At 35.3% G+C, this 22,461-nt stretch carries 18 protein-coding genes; 11 read left to right on the top strand and 7 right to left on the bottom strand.

All coding sequences use genetic code 11. The features are described 5' to 3' along the window. The first annotated feature begins 19 nt into the window (after positions 1 to 19). Entirely contained in the window at positions 20 to 268 is a 249-nt protein-coding gene (locus tag EL260_RS20255) for a NifU family protein (RefSeq protein WP_002977212.1), read from the top strand. A 363-nt stretch (positions 269 to 631) separates the two neighbouring features. Here EL260_RS20255 and EL260_RS20250 read toward each other — a convergent pair whose 3' ends face one another. The 7 genes from EL260_RS20250 to ppk1 all read right to left on the bottom strand — a co-directional run bounded on the left by EL260_RS20250 (position 632) and on the right by ppk1 (position 9,760). Beyond that, entirely contained in the window at positions 632 to 1,342 is a 711-nt protein-coding gene (locus EL260_RS20250) for a barstar family protein (RefSeq protein ID WP_123857325.1), read from the bottom strand. Between the two features lie 19 nt (positions 1,343 to 1,361). Continuing rightward, positions 1,362 to 1,751: a DUF3060 domain-containing protein gene (locus EL260_RS20245; protein WP_123857324.1), complete on the bottom strand. Its 390-nt coding sequence runs from the start codon at positions 1,749 to 1,751 to the stop codon at positions 1,362 to 1,364. 317 nt (positions 1,752 to 2,068) lie between these two features. After that, positions 2,069 to 5,107, bottom strand: a complete 3,039-nt coding sequence (locus tag EL260_RS20240) for a choice-of-anchor I family protein (RefSeq protein WP_123857323.1) — start codon at positions 5,105 to 5,107, stop codon at positions 2,069 to 2,071. A 129-nt stretch (positions 5,108 to 5,236) separates the two neighbouring features. Next, positions 5,237 to 5,386, bottom strand: a complete 150-nt coding sequence (locus EL260_RS25710) for a hypothetical protein (protein ID WP_164466557.1) — start codon at positions 5,384 to 5,386, stop codon at positions 5,237 to 5,239. Further along, on the bottom strand, positions 5,383 to 6,036 hold the full coding sequence (locus tag EL260_RS20235; RefSeq protein WP_123857322.1) for an NAD-dependent epimerase/dehydratase family protein: 654 nt from the start codon (positions 6,034 to 6,036) through the stop codon (positions 5,383 to 5,385). The genes EL260_RS25710 and EL260_RS20235 overlap by 4 nt, the downstream gene beginning before the upstream one ends. Positions 6,037 to 6,469: 433 nt before the next feature. Beyond that, on the bottom strand, positions 6,470 to 7,354 hold the full coding sequence (locus EL260_RS20230) for a Ppx/GppA phosphatase family protein (protein ID WP_123857321.1): 885 nt from the start codon (positions 7,352 to 7,354) through the stop codon (positions 6,470 to 6,472). Positions 7,355 to 7,687: 333 nt separating this feature from the next. Then, on the bottom strand, positions 7,688 to 9,760 hold the full coding sequence (gene ppk1 / locus EL260_RS20225; RefSeq protein WP_123857320.1) for a polyphosphate kinase 1: 2,073 nt from the start codon (positions 9,758 to 9,760) through the stop codon (positions 7,688 to 7,690). A gap of 376 nt (positions 9,761 to 10,136) precedes the next feature. On the opposite strand from ppk1, the gene EL260_RS20220 reads away from it, so the two are divergent. From EL260_RS20220 to EL260_RS20175, 10 genes are all read left to right on the top strand, one after another. Next, entirely contained in the window at positions 10,137 to 12,104 is a 1,968-nt protein-coding gene (locus EL260_RS20220) for a type VI secretion system Vgr family protein (RefSeq protein WP_123857319.1), read from the top strand. Positions 12,105 to 12,182: 78 nt separating this feature from the next. Continuing rightward, complete coding sequence (locus tag EL260_RS20215; RefSeq protein WP_123857318.1) at positions 12,183 to 13,802, top strand: phospholipase effector Tle1 domain-containing protein; 1,620 nt, start codon at positions 12,183 to 12,185, stop codon at positions 13,800 to 13,802. Between the two features lie 79 nt (positions 13,803 to 13,881). After that, the gene (locus EL260_RS20210; protein WP_228445555.1) at positions 13,882 to 14,892 is read left to right on the top strand and encodes a DUF2931 family protein; all 1,011 of its coding nucleotides are present in this window, start codon (positions 13,882 to 13,884) and stop codon (positions 14,890 to 14,892) included. Positions 14,893 to 14,988: 96 nt separating this feature from the next. Next, positions 14,989 to 15,996: a DUF2931 family protein gene (locus EL260_RS20205; protein WP_228445553.1), complete on the top strand. Its 1,008-nt coding sequence runs from the start codon at positions 14,989 to 14,991 to the stop codon at positions 15,994 to 15,996. Between the two features lie 227 nt (positions 15,997 to 16,223). Then, positions 16,224 to 18,119, top strand: coding sequence for a molecular chaperone DnaK (dnaK, locus tag EL260_RS20200; RefSeq protein WP_123857315.1), 1,896 nt, complete (start codon positions 16,224 to 16,226; stop codon positions 18,117 to 18,119). Positions 18,120 to 18,340: 221 nt separating this feature from the next. Beyond that, positions 18,341 to 19,576, top strand: a complete 1,236-nt coding sequence (locus EL260_RS20195; protein WP_123857314.1) for an erythromycin esterase family protein — start codon at positions 18,341 to 18,343, stop codon at positions 19,574 to 19,576. Between the two features lie 194 nt (positions 19,577 to 19,770). Beyond that, positions 19,771 to 20,649, top strand: a complete 879-nt coding sequence (locus EL260_RS20190) for an AraC family transcriptional regulator (protein ID WP_123857313.1) — start codon at positions 19,771 to 19,773, stop codon at positions 20,647 to 20,649. Positions 20,650 to 20,821: 172 nt separating this feature from the next. Then, positions 20,822 to 21,607, top strand: a complete 786-nt coding sequence (locus EL260_RS20185; protein ID WP_123857312.1) for an MBL fold metallo-hydrolase — start codon at positions 20,822 to 20,824, stop codon at positions 21,605 to 21,607. Positions 21,608 to 21,657: 50 nt separating this feature from the next. Then, a complete protein-coding gene (locus EL260_RS20180) occupies positions 21,658 to 22,110 on the top strand; it encodes a DUF1569 domain-containing protein (RefSeq protein WP_123857311.1) in 453 nt (150 codons plus the stop codon). 67 nt (positions 22,111 to 22,177) lie between these two features. Continuing rightward, on the top strand, positions 22,178 to 22,408 hold the full coding sequence (locus EL260_RS20175; RefSeq protein WP_123857310.1) for a hypothetical protein: 231 nt from the start codon (positions 22,178 to 22,180) through the stop codon (positions 22,406 to 22,408). Positions 22,409 to 22,461 lie beyond the last annotated feature (53 nt).

The raw sequence follows: 22,461 nt of genomic DNA, 5'->3' as shown, positions 1-22,461 counted from the left end.
GAATTGAACTGAAAAAAATATGGAAACAAACATAACGCACGAAGATACAGTAACAAGAGTAATGGAAGCTCTGGAAAGCATCAGACCGTTTTTGAATAAAGACGGGGGTGATATTGAGCTTATTGACGTGAAGGATAATCAGGTTTTTGTAAAACTTCTGGGTAACTGTTCCGGATGCTCGTTGAATTTTTCAACCTTAAAATTAGGGGTGGAAAATACAATCAAACAACATGCTCCGGAAATTGAAAAAGTAATAAACGTAGAATAAAACTCTATCTGAGATATTAAAAAGACAGGCTTTTGTATAAGGCCTGTCTTTTTTGTTTTCTGTTTCAAAAAGGCTTGATAAAGAATGGTTATCAAGCCTTAAACAAATAATCTAAAAATATAAGGTAACTCTATACAATTTTACACTGTTGTCATTGACTACGTCGAATCTTCGATTTCTGACGAAGGAAGAATCTCATATATGGCTTAGATTCTTCATTTTACTTCGTTGTATTCAGAATGACAGACTCATAATAACTAAAATATCACGATGAGTGTAAAATTGTATATAATTACCAAATATCATTATGAATTCTGAGTGAGAAATTTCTTATAACTCTCCTCATTTTTATTTTGTATAAAATTAATTTAGTGAAATCTTTACATTATAATCTTCAAAAATTTCGAGAATTTCTTTGAATTTAGATTTGAGTAGTTTTTTACTTTTTTGATGGTTTATCCAAATTAATTCTGAGACGGATTCTACACCAAAATTACCACCAAGACAATCATATAATGCAACTAAATTACGACCGAAATATCCTCCAGGTCCATGAATTTCCTCTCCCAAAGTACAGAGGAAACCATCCAGATTATGAAATTCATTTCCATCAATCTGAATGGTAATATTTGTCTTTGGCTTATCAATATTGTTGGAGTTTAAAGCACATACAAGCCATCCTTGTAGTTCATCTTTTTTGAAAGTCTTCCAAATATTTTTTTCAGTGATTTCTTTATTGATTTTCTTATCCAAAGCTCTTTGAAAGCCTTTAGGATGCTGCCATACATGACCCACAAAAGTGATATTATTATGTTTGGATTTGATGATCTTGATATTACTTATGAAAGTACGTGCTACAATATTTTTTTGTTCATCCAATACAGATATGAAACCATGGTTGTCATACGCTTTTGAAGAGCTTTCTATAGCAGATTTAAAGGCATCCATATCATTAACATTGAGAAGTTTTACCTTTTTATAAGCAATGCTATGAGTTCCTTCAATATTTTTTACCTCATCTATAAAGCTAATGATTTTAGAATTTTCACCCTGATCTAATTCAAATCCAAACATATAATTTATACCGAACGTTTTATTGTTTTGAAACCTTATTTCCTACTCCGGTAAGAGCGGCATTAGGTTTTCCTGATTTTGTTCCTGAACTTCTATAGTAAACTGTATTATTACCACCTTCTATAGTAACGTTATCCACTTTATCAATGTATATTTTGTTACCGGTTCCTGAGACCGAAACTTTTCTTGCACTTCCTTTAACGGTTACCGTATTATCGCCTCCTGAAACCTCAACATTTCCCCCATTTAAGGTATAATTAAGAGTATGGCCTACACCGTCTACCTGTATTGTTTTACCATTAGACTGTTCTACACCTTTTGTAGATTCCGTTTTTCTGGATTGAGAAAATGCAGTGCCTGTTCCGAGTAACAGAATCGCTAGAATACCTGCTGTTTTAATACTTTTCATATTGAATTTGGTTTTTGTTGTGGGTAAATATAAGTACAAAATAATTTTCTCATAGTTAATCAAAAGTTAAATGATTGCTTTTTTTGAGGAAGAAACTAAGCTATTTCAAAAGTGTAGATAGAACACTGTTTGTACTCTTAATTTAAATCCAACGATTTACTCAGTGAACTTTTTATGGTAAAGAGAAAGCTTTCAGGAATCATCCTTGTCAAGGTTTAAAACCTTAACAAGGATATTAGCCGTTTCTAACTTCGAGTTGGCATCATCATAAAAAAAGCCTCTAAAATAGAGGCTTTAATCAAATCGTAAAATGTAGATTATTTAACAATAACTCTTTTAAGGTGTCCTTCTGAGGTTTTTACAAGGTAAACTCCTGTAGAAAGGGTTGAGGTATTTATTAGCAAAGCATTTTTTTCCTTTCCAATCAGCTTTCCGGACATATCATAGAGTTCATAGTCCTGTTTTCTGTTGAAATATAAAGTATTTCCTTTATTCACCGGATTTGGGAATAGATTGAAGGTCTCTTTTTCAGATTTTACTTCGCCAGTTGCTAAAGTGGGTGACTGGGCCACTTCATACATAGATAAAGTTCCACTGATCTCATTGGCAATAATAGCATACCCTTTCTGAGTTGTAGTATTTTCCGGAGCAATATAAATGATTCCTTCAGGGCCGTTATCTCCACCGTACGCTGAGGTAGAACGGGAGTGTTTATAATCTGTAAAAGTAGGATTGTTTGGATTGGTGATATTGTAAACCATTACGCCGCCTGTTCTTTCCAGGGTAATGAAAGCATAGGTTTGCCCATTAATTTTTCCAAGAGCAACTCCTTCCGGCTCAGGACCTTTTGCCCGGCTTCTGCTTTTAATGGTATTAGACTCATTATCTGCATTGAAAATTAATGGATGATTAGCAGCAATATATCTTTCAAACTGATCTCCGCTGTCATAGACCTGTTGTTTCGTATCCGCATTAAAAATAGAGAACGAACGGGCTCCTAATGCTGCAATTTCTTCAAAATCGGCATCGCCATCAGTATTTCCGGTAGCAGATGAAACTCTGAATCTTCCCAGGTTGTAAGAAGCCTTTAATATATCGGCATTAGGGAAAATTGCAGGATCTAAAGTATAAATGTTGGCTCCCACAGTTGTTCTTTCACTGTATCCGGGAAGATCTTTTTCATCTCCTTCATTGGCGGTTACAATATAGTTGGTATTTCCTACCTTATAATTTTGTACAGCATCAGGAAGGTAGTACGCTTTTACAGGCCAGTTGGCGATAAGAATTTCTCCATTATTATCTGATGCATCAAAACCATTCCCCGGAAGACTCATATCCTTTTTACCTAGGCCCCAGATTCCCGTAATATTTTTAGTGGTAAGATCTACTTCAGCAATGGCGTTATTTTCCTGAAGCGTTACCCAGGCTTTTTGGCTGTCAGTACTTACTGTAACATATTCAGGTTCCAGATCTTGTGAAAGCGTATTGTTGGTTCTTACTTTTCTTAAACCTGTAGCGGTTAAAGCAGCTACCTGAGAATCAAAATTATTAAAGTTCAGAGTAGTGACGTTATTTTGGGTAAGGTTAGCAATACCTCCTGAAATATCAATAATACTGATGGTTCCTTCAGGATCTACCGTATAAGTATCATTAGGCTCTCCTTCATTAGCAGTAATCACTTTTGTTCCATCTGGAGTAAAGGTTACCATATCCGGTAGAGCTCCTACGGTTACTTGTTTCAGGAAATTTCCGTTAATATCAAAGAAAACGACAGAGCCATTTTGTTGTGGGTTGGTATTTGGAGAGGCTGCTGCAATAATCCCATTTTTTACAGCAATACTGGTGATACCGCCGTAGGAAGCCATATTGACGGTCTTAATTACCGATGGAGTAGTAGGACTACTGAAATCAATAATATCAAAGACATCTGTAAGAGAGCTGATGGTGAAAAGCCTTTGAGTTGCCGGATCATGGACAACAATTTCTGTAGAACTGTTATTGTTTCCGGAAGGATCAAAGCTTCCAATATAATTCAGTTTAATCTCATGAGAAGGAACAGGTGCTGGCTTATCATTATCTACAATATAAATGGTTGCAGAGTGATCTCCTGAAATGGTTGCTCCTGTTGGGTTTTCAAGACTTACTACAAAATATTCTGCTTTTTGTTCTTCCAGTGTATCATCAATAATAGGTATATTGACTGTATAGCTCGTGGTGGAAGGATTGATATTGATGGTTTGATTTGCTAGTGTGAAATCATTGCTGTCTGCCGTACTGAAAGGAGCCGGTTTTACAACCAGATTCACTGTTGCTGTAGAAGGATTTGCTACGTTAATTTTGAAAGCCAATGTCCCTGCATTCTCTTCCACTTTGATGAAGTTTTTCTCAAGAGAAATAGAGGTCCCGGCAGTGGTAAATGTGGAGGATGTTATGGCTGTTACTGCATTGTCACTAAAATCTTCAACCGTATTGGGTTTAAGCGCCAGATAATACATTTGGCCCGGTACTAAGCCGGAAGTTGGAATGATCGTGATGGTGTTGTTGCTAAAAGTTGTTGTGAAGGGAACTTGGGTGCCTGTAGCGTTTCCTAGACGGAAGTCTACAAGATTTTGTGCATTAGAATCGGTGATCGCAGAATTATCGGTCAATCTTACATTTTCATTAAAGGAAATGGTAGGATTAATAATACTTGAAGCGTTATTGGTATTGTTAGTTGGAAGATACGCGGTGGTTGGTGGAGTTGTATCAACACCTCCAGCCGGACTTGCATCTACCGTAAAGTTGTCAAAACGGTTGTTACCACCTGTTCCGCCGCCTATTGCAGAGAATTCAACCTTTAATTTAAAGTTGGGGTTATTTGAAACACCTGCTACGGCAGAAAAATCAAAACTAATTAATTGTGGATTGGCATCCTGAGGGGTAACAGTTTGATAGGGCACAAAAGTAGTTCCATCCGTTGTATAAGACCATGTCTGCGTTCCCGCTCCCTGTCCTGATCTTCTGGTTGTAAACTTTACGATGACATTATTGTAACCTGTTGTTGGCAGATTAAACTGTAAAGCACCCCCAATAGGATTGTTGAATCTTAAATGGGTTCCGGATAGATCTCCGTTTCTGGCATTGAGATTATCAATATTAAAGTTTTGTCCGGTACCGCCGGCAAAATCTATTACGCTTGTCCCTCCTGCTATAGAGACAAGAGAGCCATTGCCCAGTGTAGATGAAGGTGCAGTGATGGCGGCTTCGGATGAATTATTGTTAAAATTCCAATAATGGATAAGCGTCTGTCCGAATAGTCCGCTCTGAAAAAAGAATGCGGCTACAACAGACCCTTTTAATAGGTAGTTGTTGATCATTTTTGACTTCAATTAGATATTTACAAAAATGAACTTTATGTTTGATAACTATTTTAATAGAATTTTAAGAAATGTTTAAAAAATAGGTCTTTTTCTGATAATAAATAGAATTACGGTATTGAGATTCAGTTATTTTGCAGTTTTACCTGAAAAGTTTAACATTGTTCCTGATTTAGCTCCTTCCAGAGGATGTTTTTGCATATACAGAAACCCTGAAACTGCAGTCAGAACCAAGAGTACAAAAATAACCAGAACAATTCTTTTTAACATGTCTCTCATATCGCTAAATTTTTAATATCTCGAATTTCTAAAGTTGAAGAAGGATAGCCTTTTTTGACAGCATTGATCATTGCTTTTCCAACTTCATGTAAAGTTAGTGATTTTGATGGTAAAAAAATAGGAAAAAACCAAATAAAAGGTTTGAAAAACCATTTCACATTAATTTGGCCCTCAACAGGTTTCATAAATCCAGGTCTGAAATTATAAGCTCCTTTAAAACTCATTCTTTTTAAGGTGTTTTCTGTTCTGCCTTTCACTCGTGCCCACATCAATTTTCCGCTTTCAGTGCTGTCGGTACTGGCTCCGGATACGTAATTGAATACTATTTCGGGATTTTGATGTAAAACAGCTTCTGCAAAATGTATCGTGGTTTCGTAAGTGATTTTGGTGTAATCTTCTTCATTCATCCCCACGCTGCTTATTCCTGCACAAAAGAAACAGGCATCATAACCTTTGAGATTTTCATCATGGATATCGATGGATAAAAAGTCCGGAACGAGATATTCTTTCAGTTTAGGATGCTTTTTTCCTGATGGTTTTCGACTGACACTCAGGATCTCAGATACATTGGGATTTTCAAGGCATTCCATTAAAACACCTTCGCCTACCATTCCGGTAGCTCCTGTAAGAATTATTTTGATTGAGTTCATTGTTTTGCTATTGATAGTTGTATGACGAATAAGGGTAGAGAATTACTTTATTTTTTTTTAGATAAAGTAAAAAGTAAAAAGTAAAAAGTAAAAAGTAAAAAGTAAAAAGTAAAAAGTATTGCCGTTAAATACCTATTCTCCATACGGACATCAATATCAATAAGGATGAGCTTTAGCCAAAAGCTAAATAACGTGATGATTTGGGGTGTAATTTTCTGTTTGTAATGATGTTGAGATTGGCTTCGTCACATTAGTAATGAACGGCAAAAGTAGGTGATGAGCGATAAGATTTTAGCCCTGATTGAAACGGCATCCTTTTTCTGTATGGCTTTTGAAGATGAGGGTGAAAAAGATATAGTGGAAAGCAGGAATAGCTTCTAAAAAATAAAACCGAACAACAATTGTCCGGTTTTGATGAAAGTATGTTTTAAAACTATTTCTTATGTTGTAATTGGCTGTAAATATTCTGGATTAATCCATCTGCAACGGAAATTTTCGGAACAAAAATTTTATTGATATCCGACCAGGCCATTACGTTGTTGAAAATACTTAAAGCATGAACCAATACATCGGCTCTGTCTTCCCTAAGGCTATGTTTTGTCATTCTTTCTTCTACAGAAAGCTCATTAAATTCTTTGTGAACCTTTTTCAGATGGGCTAAAGACATTGGTTTGCCGTCTTTAGTTTTGCTCATGGAGAATACCTTATTGATATTACCTCCTGATCCGATGGCCACAATTGGTTTTTTGCTGACAATATTCTTTTTAATTTCTTCCCTCATTTCCTTCCAGTTTTCTATGGTAACAAGATTGTTAAGAAGACGGATTGTTCCGATATTGAAAGATCTTTCATAGACCATTTTACCGTTTTCATAGAAGGTAAGCTCTGTGGAACCTCCTCCTACGTCAATATATAAATAAGCAAACTCTTTGTCAAGACCTTCTGCTACATGGTTTTCATAAATCAAGGTAGCTTCTTCATCTCCGGAAATAATTTCAATATTGATACCGGAAGCTTCCTGCACTTGCCTGATAATTTCATCACCATTGGCAGCATCACGCATGGCACTGGTGGCACAGGCTCTGTAATGGTCTACTTTGTAGATCTTCATCAGGTCGCTGAAAATCTTCATAGAATCAACAACCATTTTTTCTCTTTCGGGACCTATTTTTCCTATGGTAAATACGTCCATACCCAATCTCAGAGGGATTCTAAGAAGGTTGAGTTTAATGAATTCCGGCTTTTTATTATTTATCTTTACTTCATTGATGAGAAGGCGGGCTGCATTACTCCCTATGTCTATCGCTGCTATCTTCATTTTTTTAATAGTCTTTTATAGATTGCTTATATAAAGGTAAGTCTTTACCTAAAAATTTCTCAAAATTATCAAAAAAATAGAAATCAGTAGTATTATTTCTGGTACTGATCATAATATAAAAATAATTTTTCTTTCTGAAAATGCTGCTGCTGTACGGTTCTTCTCCGTAATCATAAGGAGATTTTCCCTCTTTATTTACAAATGTACAACCTGGGTTGCTTATTCTTCATTACTTATAGTCCTCGATAGAAAAATGAGAAATTGCCTTTTGTTGAGCACTGACAAATACAACAGGAATCAGAAAAAAAAGAAGTTTTATCATTTAAAAATGTGTCATTTTTTATTGGTTTTAGCCTTTAGATAGTTATAAGTTTCTATTTGTGATCTGCATTCCTTTTTATCATTCCTTATGTATTCATTGCTCAGCTTTTTATCTAAAATCCTTGCTTTTACATTATCTCTAAGCTGAATGTCAAGAATGTCTTTTAATTCTTTTTTAAGGTTCTTATCGGTTATTTTGGCAGCTGCTTCAATTCTGTAATCAAGGTTTCTGGTCATCCAGTCGGCAGAAGAAATATACATATCTTCAGCTCCTTTATTGTAGAAGTACATTACTCTGGCATGTTCCAAATACTCGTCTACAATACTGATAGCCTTAATTTTTTCTTTAAATTCCCTTTGATTTACAGCACAATAAATTCCTCTTACAATGAGTCTTATGGTTACACCTACTGTGGCTGCGTCATATAATTTTTCAATTAATAATCGGTCACTTAAAGAATTGGCCTTAACGATGATTTCAGCTTTTCTTCCTGCTTTAGCTTCTTCAATTTCCCTATCAATATGGTGAACAATCTTTTCACGCATAAATTGGGGGCAAACCAATAAATTTTTACAGGTTTTCAAAATCGGAAGATAGTCATCTTTTGGTTTTTTCAGTACATTGAATACTTTGTTGATGTCTGCCATTATCCCACGATCAGAAGTCAGAAGCAAATGGTCTCCATAGATTCTTGCTGTCTTCTCGTTGAAATTTCCGGTACTTACAAATCCATATTGGATGGTTTTGTTGTGGGCTCTCTTTTTTATAACACAAAGTTTCGCATGAACCTTTTTGTTTGGAAGCCCTATCAGAACGGTAATTCCTTCCGGCTCCAGCATCTCTTTCCACTCCAGATTAGATTCTTCATCAAATCTTGCCTGCAGCTCAAGCATTACTGTTACTTCTTTACCATTTCTGGCTGCATAGATTAATGCATTGCTTATTTTTGAATTACTGGCCAGTCTGTACGCCGTGATTTGTATGGATTTTACATCCGGATCCATGGCTGCTTCACGCAGAAGATCAATCACCGGATTGTATTTATGATAGGGGAAAGTAAGCAGTACATCTTCCTTCATGATGACGTCTGTTACTCTTTCGCCATGTTCAAAGGCCTGATGAGTGAAAGAAGTTCTTTCAACAGGTCTTGTATAGGTTTCAAAAACATCAGGGAAGTCCATAAAGTGTTTGAAATTATGGATTTTTCCTCCGGGAATAATGCTGTCTTTCTTGGTCAGGTTTAGTTTTCTGATCAAGAGTTCCAGCAGTGCCTTATCCATATCTTTATCAAAAACAAAACGGGTAGGTTTTCCTTTTCTTCGGTTTTTAAGCCCCTTTTCTATTTTTTCTGCGAAGTTGGTACGGATGTCATTATCCAGATCCAGTTCAGCATCTTTGGTTACTTTAAAAGCATTAGCGGCAAATTCATCATATCCGAAATAAGAGAAAATGTGAGGCAAGTTGAAGGTAATTACATCTTCAAGAAGCATTACATTTTTTTCTTCAGGATTTTCAGTTGGAAGCAATACAAATCTTCCTACAAATCGGGAAGGAATTTCAATAATGGCGTAGTTGCTGGAATATTGCCAGTCTTTTTTCCTCATGGCCACTCCAAGATAGAGACTTTTATCTCTGAGGTAAGGCATTGGGGTATTTTCATGAAGAAGAATAGGGATTACATTAGATTCCACCACTTCGTCAAAGTAGTTTCTGACAAAATCTTTTTGCAATGCTGTCAGGTTTTTAGAATTTTTGATAAAGACTTTATGATCTGCCATTTCAGTCTGGATAGTTTTCCAGGTTTTATCGAAATTCAGCTGTTGCTTCATCACAATTTCATTGATTCGCTGAAGAATTTTAGAGGGAGGCTGATAAAAGGACTCGGCAATTACCTTTTCCTTAAAGTCCATGGCACGCTTTAATCCGGCAACACGTACCCGGAAGAACTCATCCAGATTGTTAGAGAAGATTCCAAGAAAACGTATTCTTAAATGTAAAGGAACTTTTTCATCCATGGCTTCCTGTAAAACCCTTTCATTAAAGGCTAACCATGTAATATCTCGTGGATTAAAGTGTAATGACATTCTAAAAGTGTATATTTTATCAAAAGTAATAATTCGTCCAGTTTCTGGCTCTATTTCTTAGGTTAAACTTTGATTAATTTTAATAGATGAAAAATAGAGAGGCACTGTCAACTTTTTATGATCGTATCTTAATGATATTATTTACTGAATAGTATTATTTGTCTATATGTTTTCTATGATGTGTGATTTATTTGTGGATTTTATTATATTTGAATATAAACACTAAAAACAACACAAATGATATACTCCCTAATCTCATCTACATGAGATCGTCCCTAATTCTTTGAGAAGAACAATTGACCATCAAATATTTAACGAATATTAAGAATAAAAGTTTCCTTTTGGGAGATTGGTTCACTATTTAAAAAACACACAAATGAAAAACAACACCAATGAAGTTCCCTCGAATGAGGAGTATTCAAAATTAAGAAAAAGAGCCTTTACCCACGAGAGCAATGCTAAAGCTATTTCGGAAAATCAGATAGCAGGAATTAATCGAGTGGTAAAACTTGAAGTTCATGCGAATGGCAAACCTGTCACGCATTTCAAACACTTCAAACTAATACAAAGTGCCGTAAGGCATCATGAATTTGAAATTATTCTTGCCCATGACAGTCTGGAAAACAAACAGACTCAAAAGCTGGAAGATGCCCATAAGCTATTGGGGAAAAGATTAACCGCTACTTTCTCTTACAAAGATGTAGAAGATACACCCAACATGTCATTTGTAGGAGTAATTACTCGGGTTGGGTTCAGCCGGGAAAAGACCAGTCTTGGAGATATTGTCCTTAAAGGGCAAAGCCCAACGATTTTGCTGGATGGAGCTTCCCATACCCAAAGCTTTGGCGGAAACCAACCCGTAAATATGGGAATTATTGCTAATGAAATCCTTAAACAGGGACTTGACAGCTCTGATTTTGATTTTAATATTGATACCAATGATACCTCTCAGATTCTTTATAGCAGTCAGTATGATGAAACACACTATAATTATCTGGCAAGAATGGCTGAAGCGTATGGAGAACAGTTCTTTTATGATGGGTATGTTCTGCATTTTGGAAAGCTTCCAAAATCCGGTAATCAACACATCCAGTTAATTGAAGGTAGCAATGTGAATGATGTAAGGATAGAACTCAGGGCAGTTCCTATCAAACCACAATTTTATGGTTATAACAGTAGTGAAAATGAAAAGCTGACTTCAGGAGAAATATCTGTAAAACATTTGGGAGATTTAGCCCAGACAGCTTATAAAAATAATAAAAGAATTTATAAGACTCCTTCTTTAAGAGTAGCTCCCATAAGGGCCGTTACGCATCTTGATGTAGAATATTCCCAAAAAAGTGCTTCTGGAAGTAAAGCCGTAGAGGTCATGAATGTTTCAGGCTCAACTTCCATTCCTTTCCTTCATCCGGGATGTGTGGCAGATATAAAAATACGAGAGCAGGACTCCAACAAAACGAACCACCTTACGACCCTTATGATTACCGAAACGGTTCATGAGGTAAATGCCCGAGGATATTATACCGGAAGCTTCGAAGCTATATCTGAAGGAACAGGCTATATGCCAAAACCGGAATTTTATATTCCAAGACCAGAGCCACAGATTGCAACAGTAGTTTCCAATACTGATCCTTCAGGACAAGGGAGAATCAGCGTAAGATTTGACTGGCAGCTTAATGAAACCACTGATTTTATCAGGATGATGAGCCCTGATGCAGGAGGAACAGACCAGATTACACAAAATCGAGGATATGTAGCGATCCCTGAAGTAGGAGATCAGGTAATGGTTAACTTCCAACATGGACATCCTGACAGACCTTTTGTGATGGGAGGAATGTTTCATGGCGGAACAGGTCTTGGAGGCGGTGCTAATAATCACATGAGATCCATACAGACCAAATCCGGAATAAAAATTCTGATGAATGATGATGAAAAGAGCGTGAATATTATAGATCCTAGCGGAAATAACTACCTGATGGACGGACAGGGAAATATTATTATTACAGCACCTAATGATATTACCTTCAATGCAGGTGGAAACTTATCAATGAATGTTGGACAGAATATGAATACTACAGTTCAAATGAGCTCAAATGAATCTATAGGAATTAATAAATCTTCCAGTGTAGGAATGATGAATATGCTTACGGTAGGAAAAGATTTTGTCACCAATGTCATTGGAAAACTTACGCATTACGTAAAAGGAGATATGGAAACCTATGGTGAAAAAGGACATAAAACCATTTCCTTAAAAGGGATGGAAGTAAGCAGTGGAAACAAAATAGAGCATCATGCTGAAAAGGAAATCAACAACAACAGTAATGAAAAATCTAAAAATCACTAATCAATTCTTCTTTCAGTGAACAAAAATAAGGTAGAAAATGGAAGGTTTTAGTAAAGAAAAATTTTTAATACCACGGGCATGAGTATAGAATATATAGTAGAAGGGAAGATAAAAACTCAGGTAAAAGGAGATTATCTGCTATTTTCTAAGGAAAATATCACCCACAATAGCGAAAACTCTCTGGAACAATCCGGGAAAGAATCCGGAGTTAGCTATAATAAAGCCAAAACGGTACATCCTAATGATAAGCCCGTTAACTTATTGGAGGTAAGACTCAATCTTTTTTTTGATGGGACGCAAAACAACAAGACCAATACCGATCTTGGAAAAGATTATGAGAAATCTAATCACGATGATGACAGCTATACCAATGATTATTCTAATGTAGCCAAGGGGTTTGATGCTATAGATCCCAACGCTGAACATCAATATGGAATATATATAGAAGGAATTGGAACCAAAGATGGGGAAAGTGAAATGCATTTATGGGGGAACGTTCCAAATAGAGGAATTTTATTTGGTACTAACGGACGTGGGGTAAAGGCAAAAGTAACCAAAGGATGTGTAGAAGCAGGAAAGAAACTGGCAAAATATACCCAGAAAGACATTCATCTGAAAGTAAACGTGTTTGGCTTTAGCCGTGGGGCGACCGCAGCAAGGCATTTTCTGCACATTGCAACTAATCCGGCTACCGTTCTAAAAGGATCAAGGAATAAAGGAATGGCTGTTCCCCCACACCCGGCTGAAGGAGGGTTAATAGAAGTCAGTCAGGATGATCAGCTTATCCTTAATCATGGGTATTTTGGAGCCTGTCTGATTGTCAATAAGGTAATTCCTAAAAAAATAACATTCAACTTTGCCGGGCTATATGATACGGTAGCGTCCTACGGGCTGGATCACCGTCCAAAGAACATAGGAGATATTACTATAATTCCTGGGGATACTGAACAACTTGGGCTGAAGGCTGTGAAAAAATCCTATTTCACTCTGCAGATTGCTGCTGATAACGAATACCGTGATAATTTTGATTTAACGAACATTGACAGTGCAGAAGCCGCGGGATTACAATTTACACTCCCCGGTGTACATTCTGATATCGGAGGATGCTATGTGAATCAGGCTGAAGAGAAAGTAGAATTGTATGAAGAAAGAGAAAATGAAGGCAGAAGATGTGAACAATTTAGAAAAATACTGATAGAAGAAGGCTGGTATACTCCGGAAGAAATTGTAGTGAAAAAAATTATCTCGGCTTATAAATATGGAGTTAATACCAAATATATATTGGTAGGAACGAGAAGACCTTTTAATACCTATGATAAAGTCTCTCTTAATACAATGTTTTTTTACTCAAGACAAGAGCAATTTGGGGTGAAGTATAAGACAAATGGAATAAATGATAATCAAATAGCAGATCCTTTCCTAATTGAAATACATAATCAGTTAAGAAATTATATGAATGCTTGTAGTACATTACGAAATACTTATGTAGAAGAATTCAATAAAAGTCACTCATCAGGAGATTATCTTGAGAAATTAAAAGCTATACATTATGAAGATTTTGTAGATTTAGATCAGCTTAAAATATTGAGAAATAAATACCTTCACTGGTCTGCCAGTGCTACTAAAATGGGATATGGGCCAAGAGTAGGAAAAATAACTAATGCTAAAGAGCGTACAAGAAATATACAAGATGGATAAGATAAATCGTAAAATACAATCCCTCATACAAAGCATATTATATACTGTATTATGCTTCAATTTAACACACTGTCAAAAGATGAATGATAAAAAAATGGCTTTCCATGTGGAAATATCGCAGCCTGATAATAAATACGAAGTTACTCCCGTATTCGATAAAATAAAAACCTTGGAAGGAAATCATGCAGGCTTGCCTTATGGGAGCTCATCGGGAAACTGGGGCGATTCAGGAAAATCATGGACAGAACAATACGGAACGCCTATTGGAGCAGATATTACCTATTATTCCAGATACGAAAATCTCTATTATCATTTGGATGTAGACTTTCCGATGGATACTATAAAGGATTATATGGAACGAGCCTATTCCATTTGGGACGACTTGAAAGGTGAAACTCAGGAATATAAAAGGTTAGGAAGAGGATATCGTGCTTCTAATGGAATTAACTCTTACGACAGTTTTTCTACATTGGTTTTCGGTTTTGCTCCTAAAGGGATGGTCGTTGTATGGCTTAATTTTGGAAATACCCGTATTGAACTGGGGCGTTACCAGGCACAGCCTGTTACAGATCCAACAGAAATTGCCAAAGCAAAAGAAAAATACATGGCAATGTACCGCATAAGTCCGGAACGTTACGAAGAAGCCAAGAATGAATTATTTATTCCTGATGCCAGTCCCAAAGAATGGGATGATTACAGACAACGTTACCATTGGCGACCGGTGGTAACTTCTACAAATCCTAAATTCAGATTGTTTGAAGTACTCAATTATACTTATAATGGGGAGAAAGAAGGGGCATTAAGACCATGGGTTTTAAACATGCCATACAAAGAAAGAGCGATTCCTCAGGAAATGGTATTTACATGGGAGACCGGAAAAGAAAAGCAGGAACAGCGAAACGCACGAGCTTTTTTCAATTGGGAACAGACTAACGAAGCGTTTAAACAGGCAGGCAACAAAATTGATATGCAGGTAAAAATTGCAGCAGACAATAGTTCTATTGAAATTTTACTCAATGGTAAACCTTTAGAAACAGACAGTATTCGTATTTACCAATGGTCAGGGGATTATAAGGAAAGTTATAAATAATCCAATATTGATAGTTGTATGAGAGTGAATATAGGATATGTTTTGCTGAGTGTTTTGAACTTCATACTCTGTATTCATTTAATACAATGTCAGAAGATGGATGATAAAAAAATGGCTTTCCATGTGGAAATATCGCAGCCTGATAATAAATATGAAATCACCCCTGTATTTGATAAAATAAAAACATTGGAAGGAAATCGTGCAGGCTTGCCTTATGGGAGCTCATCGGGAAGATGGGGTGATTCAGGCTCAACTTGGACAGAACAATATAGAACTCCTATTGGAGCAGATATTACTTACTATTCCAGATATGAAAATCTCTATTATCATTTGGATGTAGGCTTTCCGATGGATGTTATAAAAGATTATATGGAACGAGCCTATTCCAGAGTAGAGAATCAGAAAGGAGAAACTCAGGAATATAAAAGATTAGGGAGAGGCTTTGAATCTGGAGGAGGAAAGGCTTATGATAGCTTTTCTACATTGGTTTTTGGTTTTGCTCCTAAAGGGATGGTCGTTGTATGGCTTAATTTTGGAAATACCCGTATTGAACTGGGGCGTTACCAGGCACAGCCTGTTACAGATCCTGTAGAAATTGCCAAAGCAAAAGAAAAATACATGGCAATGTACCGTATAAGTCCGGAACGTTACGAAGAAGCCAAGAATGAATTATTTATTCCTGATACCAGTCCCAAAGAATGGGACGATTACAGACAGCGTTATCATTGGCGTCCGGTGGTAACTTCTACAAATCCTAAATTCAGATTGTTTGAAGTACTCAATTATACTTATAATGGTGAAAAAGAAGGAGCATTGAGACCATGGGTTTTAGATATGCCTTACAAAGAAAGAGCAATTCCACAGGAAGTGGTCTTCTTCTGGGAAACGGGAAAAGAAAAACCGGAACAGCTGAATGCTCGCGCTTTTTTCAACTGGGAAAAGACTAACGAAGCATTTAAACAGGCGGGCAACAAAATTGATATGCAGGTAAAAATTGCAGCAGACAATAGTTCTATTGAAATTTTACTCAATGGTAAACCTTTAGAAACAGACAGTATTCGTATTTACCAGTGGTCGGGCGATTATAAGGAAAGCTATAGGTAAGTCTTTCTATCAGTTTTTCTTTTTAAAGCATCTGTCAGAACACTCCCTTTTTTAACCCTTTTTCGGAACATAAGAGAAAAAATTTCCACATTAAATAAAATGAAACCTTGATTATTTCAGGGTTTCTGTCTTGATTGTGTCATTTTGTCACAAAAAGGGATATGGTACAAATGTTGTGAAATAGTGAGTGTAAATTAAATATAAAAATTAGAAAAAAATAAAATATTATGAGTAAAATAATTGGAATTGACTTAGGAACAACCAACTCTTGTGTTGCTGTAATGGAGGGTAAAGACCCTGTTGTTATTCCTAACGCAGAAGGTAAAAGAACGACTCCTTCTATTGTAGCATTTACAGAAGATGGAGAAAGAAAAGTGGGTGATCCTGCAAAAAGACAGGCTGTAACGAATCCAACAAAGACCGTTTACTCTATCAAAAGATTTATTGGTACACACTTCAAAGAAGATGCTGCCGAAATCTCAAGAGTACCTTATAAGGTTGTTGCTGGACCAAACGATACCGTAAAAGTAAAAATCGACGACAGAGAATATACACCACAGGAAATTTCTGCAATGACACTTCAGAAAATGAAGAAAACAGCTGAAGATTACCTTGGTCAGGAAGTAACAAGAGCGGTAATTACTGTTCCTGCATACTTCAACGATGCACAAAGACAAGCGACTAAAGAAGCTGGTGAAATTGCAGGTCTTAAAGTAGAAAGAATTATCAACGAACCTACAGCGGCAGCATTAGCTTACGGTCTTGATAAAAGCCATAAAGATCAGAAAATAGCAGTATATGACCTTGGAGGAGGTACTTTCGATATCTCTATCCTTGATTTAGGAGATGGTGTATTTGAAGTATTGGCTACAAACGGTGATACTCACCTGGGAGGTGATGACTTCGATGACGTGATCATCAACTGGATGGCTGACGAGTTCAAAGCTGAAGAAGGGGTAGATTTGAAATCAGATGCTATTGCTCTTCAAAGATTAAAAGAAGCAGCTGAAAAAGCAAAAATCGAATTATCTTCTTCTGCACAGACTGAAATCAACTTACCTTATATCACCGCTACAGCTACAGGTCCTAAACACTTAGTGAAGACTTTAACTAAAGCTAAATTCGAGCAATTATCTGCTGACCTTGTAAGAAGATCTATGGAGCCGGTTGCTAAAGCATTAAAAGATGCAGGTTTATCAACTTCTGATATCGATGAGGTAATCTTGGTAGGAGGTTCTACAAGAATCCCAATTATCCAGGAAGAAGTAGAAAAATTCTTCGGTAAAAAACCATCTAAAGGAGTAAACCCAGATGAGGTTGTAGCAATTGGTGCAGCGATCCAGGGAGGTGTATTAACAGGAGATGTAAAAGACGTATTACTTCTTGACGTTACTCCACTTTCTTTAGGTATTGAAACGATGGGTTCTGTATTCACTAAATTAATTGAAGCGAACACTACCATCCCAACTAAAAAATCTGAAGTATTCTCTACAGCTTCTGATAACCAGCCAGCAGTAAGCATCAGAGTAGGACAAGGAGAAAGATCTATGTTCAACGATAACAAAGAAATCGGTAGATTCGACCTTACAGATATTCCACCATCACCAAGAGGAGTTCCTCAAATTGAAGTAACTTTCGATATTGATGCGAATGGTATCCTAAGTGTATCTGCTAAAGATAAAGGAACTGGTAAAGAGCAGTCTATTAAAATTCAGGCTTCTTCAGGTCTTTCTGACGAAGAAATCGAAAGAATGAAGAAAGAAGCTCAGGAAAACTCTGCAGCAGATGCTAAGAGAAAAGAAGAAGTTGAAATCTTCAACAAAGCTGATGGATTGATCTTCCAAACTGAAAAGCAATTGAAAGAATTCGGTGAAAAACTTTCTGCTGATAAAAAAGCAGCAATTGAAGCAGCTCACGGAGAATTAAAAACGGCTTTCGAAGCTAAAAATTCTGATGATGTAAAAGCTAAAACTGAAGCATTAGATGCAGCATGGATGGCAGCTTCTGAAGAATTATATGCAGCTGGTCAACAGCCAGGTGCTGATGCAGGTGCTCAAAACCCTGGTGGAAACAACGCTGGAGGTGAAGATGTACAGGATGCAGACTTCGAAGAAGTGAAATAATTACTGATTAATAACAGTTAATAAAACATAGAGAAACCGTCTTAGATAACTATCTAAGACGGTTTTGTTTTGTGGTATTTGCTGATTTTATTTTTTTGTGTTTTTGATTAATTATTTGTATCAGCATAATGGTAAACTTAAGAACATATACAAATTGATATCGTCAAAAAGTTATATACATTTGTACTCCAAACAATAAATCATATTAATTATAGTTGCAAATGAAATTGAAATTATCTTTTATTTTGATTATATTTTTTATAGCGATCAGGGCACAATCAAAAAATGATTTAAACTCTGAAGAGAAAGAATATATTTCAAAGTTTATATATCCAATAAAGACTTTTAATCCGGAAGAAAGCGACAATAATGATTTGCTGATCTTAAACAAATTAATTGGAAATTCTACAATAGTAGGATTAGGAGAATCTACTCACGGTTCGAGTCAAGTGTATCAAATGAAATATAGGATAAGCAAATATTTGATAGCTCATAAAAATTTCAATGTCTTTTCGCTCGAAGCCAATATGCCTGAAAGCTTTTTAATGAATCAATATATTCAGGAAGGAAAAGGGAATCCAAAAGATATTCTAAAAGGGATGTATTTTTGGCTGTGGCAAACCGAAGAAACTTTAAATTTTGTTGAATGGTTAAAAAAATATAATGAAAATCATGATTCAAAAGTATTTTTTGATGGTTTTGATATGCAGTATGCAAAAGGAGCGATAGATCAGATAAGAAAAATATATCAGGAAAATCACTGGCCCGAACAAGAGATTAATGAACTTGAAACTGCTTTAAAAGAAAACAATAGAGGCTTTAGAACTTATTCTAAAAAAGGTCAAAACACTATATCTGAGTATCTGTTTTTAATAAAACAAAAATCTATCTCAATAAAAAATCCAGAAGAGAAATCGCGTTTCCTGCAAAATGCAGATATTATCAGACAATATATCGGACTCAGTTTTATTAAGAGGGACCAATTTATGGCGGAGAATGTTCAATGGATGAAAGAAAACTATCAGAATTCTAAAGTAATTGTCTCGGCTCATAATTATCATATTGCCAAGTTAAAATCAGATAGAATGGGGTATTGGATAAATGAAATGTTTAGTAAAGATTTTGTAAATTTTGGATTTGCCTTTTATGAAGGTACTTATTCTGCAAGTATTGATGGTAAACTAGGTACTTATAACTCAGAAAGAGCAAGGCCGGGAACATTAGAATATAAGCTTAATTCACTCGATATTCCAATTTTTATTTTGGATTTAAAAGCAATCAGAAAGGATGACAACAAACTTGGCCATTGGGTATTGAAAGATATTCTATTTCGTAAAACGGGATCAGGGACAGATAAAAATGAATTCAAAAAAACAAATGTTGCTAATTCTTTTGACTATTTGATATTCATCAATAAGTCAACCAATTCAAAACTTTTAAATAGTATTTCAAAATAAAGATATCAGAAGCTACTATTTAATTATAAAATAACCCGACGGTAAAGGAAGTTTACCGTCGGGTTTGTTTTTTCAAAAAAAGTTTATCAAAAGAAAAAAATATAATTGTAAGGCTAAAGTTTTAAGTTATAAAAATTTACATAGATTTGCTGATGTGAATAGTATCTAATAAGTAACCTTCCAGACAATAGTTTTTGAAAAAGAATCACATTCATATTTATTCTGAACACGATAGTTTTCCTAACAGCACATTGGAAAACTTTTATATTAACTATTACCAGGATGTAAATCTTAAAAATACGAATAGACTTACTATACATCAACATACTTATTACGAAATTATCTGGGTAGAAAAAGGAAGTGGAATACATACAATTGATTTTGTTGATTACCATTATTCTGGTCCGTGTATTTTCTTATTACACCCAAGGAATGCTCATAAAATTCAAAAGGATATATTATCTTCTGGTGGAGTTATCAAATTCAATGAGCATTTTTTTACCAATGATGAGCCTGCTTCAAAATTCTTATTAAAATTTGCCGTTTTTAATGATATTGATGTTCTTCCGGTTCTTAATTTATCTATATCTGAAGCAAAAAAAATCAAATATCTTTTTGAAATTATTTTTGCTGAAATCAATGAAAGGCAAATTCCGATGACAACATTAGTTTTAAGTCTCTTAAAGTCTCTATTGTTAAAGATATACCAAATCAAAAAAGAAAGTTTCCCGATTGATAACCTTTATAACCCAGCTTCTATCCGGTATCAGGAATTTCAGGAATTGGTAGAAAAATATTTCAAGCATCAGCATACCCTCACTTTTTATAGTGAGAAGCTTAAGTTTTCAACCAGAACCTTAAATGAATTGTGTAAAAAGAATAGCCATAAAACAGCTCATCAATTAATCAAAGACAGACTTTTATTGGAAGCTAAAAGGATGTTGACTTATACTGATTTTTCTGTCAAAGAAATTGCTTTTCAATTAGGTTTTGATGATTCTTCATATTTTACCAGGTTTTTTATTGTAAATACTCAGATGAGTCCTACGGCATTCAGAAAGCTAAACTCTTAGCTTCCCGAAAATCCATTTCTTTTGATGTTTTGTCCATTTCATCGGGATGATCTTCTTTATAATTTTGAAATATGAAATTCATGGAAGTCTGAACTATCATAATGCTTACGTATTTAATGATTAGTAAGACTTCATGAATTAACAAGAACCTTATTATTATAAAAAGAATAAAATGAAAAAAATATGTACGGCTTGTGGGACTCAGTTTCCGGAAGGTTATCATTTGACGTTGTGTACAATATGTTCAGAGGAAAGGCAATATGTACCTATGGAAGGACAGTTCTGGACAACGCATGAAAAATTATCAGAAACGTATAAAACCAACATTCTGAAAATCAGAGAAGATCTTTATGAGATTACAGTTACCCCAAGATTTGCCATAGGACAAAGAGCTTTTCTGGTTCTTTCAGAAAATGGTAATATTCTTTGGGATTGTATTCCTTTATTAGACCAACATGTAATCAATTTTATCAATGAAAAAGGAGGAATAAATGCCATCGCTATCTCTCATCCTCATTACTACAGTAACATGAATGATTGGGCGCAGCAATTTAGCTGTCCTGTTTATCTTAATGAATTTGATAAAGAATATATTGTTGAAAATGGAGAATATATCCATCTTTGGTCTGGTAGATCATTTAGATTATGGGATGATATAACAATTGAAAATATTGGTGGTCATTTCAATGGAAGTAGTGTATTGATGCTGAATAATGATCCGAAGAATGGAGTGATGCTTTGTGGAGACACCATGTATCTTTCACCGAGTATGAAATTTTTTGCTATAATGTACAGTTATCCTAATAGAATTCCTTTAGAGAGATCTGAAATAGTAAGGATAAAAAAACGTCTTTCAGAATTGAGTTTTGATTCTGTTTATGGTTTCTATAGTTATCAAAATCTGACCATAAATGCTAAAGATATTCTTGAAAAGTCTATAGAGCAATATTTGAAGTAAAGAATTATCTATAATTTTAAACCTGATATTAAAATTATAAAATCATTACCATGAAAAAAAATCTTTTAAAAAAGGAAGCTGCTGATCTTATTATTGCAAGAGTTAAGAATTTATCAGCAATTCACCAACCTCAATGGGGAACCATGACAGCCAGTGAAATGCTTCATCATTGCAATTCCTGCAACCGGCAAATCTTGGAAGAAAGCAGAGGTAATAAAAAGACTCAAATAAAACAGTACCTGTTGAGAATTCTCGCTCTTTATATCGCTCCCGATTTTAAAAAGAATATCCAAGGTGAACCGGAACATAATGCCAAAGGCAAAACAAATGAGTTTGATTTTGAAAAGTATAGAAATGAGTTTGTTAATTTAATTAATAAATTCCCTGGCAATACTCGCTCTTTAACCCTTTCTCACCCTGCTTTTGGAAATATTTCAACCCACGAATGGGGCATAGCAGCATACAAGCACATGGATCATCATTTGAGACAATTCGGAGTCTGATTTTCTATTTCATTGGCTATTTTTATCCTTTGCTATTCTTAATTTTTACTGTATATTGTAATAAAAAATGAACTTCTTACAGGTATTTATACAAACTTCAGATATCGTAATGGGGGCTGCCTTATTTGGAGTATTGAGCTATATCATAGGAGGTGGTATTACTGCACTCATTACCTATATAATGATTCCGAAAACATTGCCTAAAAGTAAATCTTATTATAGAAATATCTTTTTAATTGGGGGAGCCGTGAGCTTTATTCCTGTTTTTATCCTTCTGTTGTACTTTTTGAGTCTTTAGAATTGACGGTTTTTTCATAAGGAGTATGTAGATTTGAAGAATGAGAGTAATAT

Source organism: Chryseobacterium nakagawai (genome assembly GCF_900637665.1).
GTDB classification, from domain to species: Bacteria; Bacteroidota; Bacteroidia; order Flavobacteriales; family Weeksellaceae; genus Chryseobacterium; species Chryseobacterium nakagawai.
Note: the sequence above shows the minus strand (reverse complement) of the source record. Positions and strands in the feature narration are given on the sequence as shown.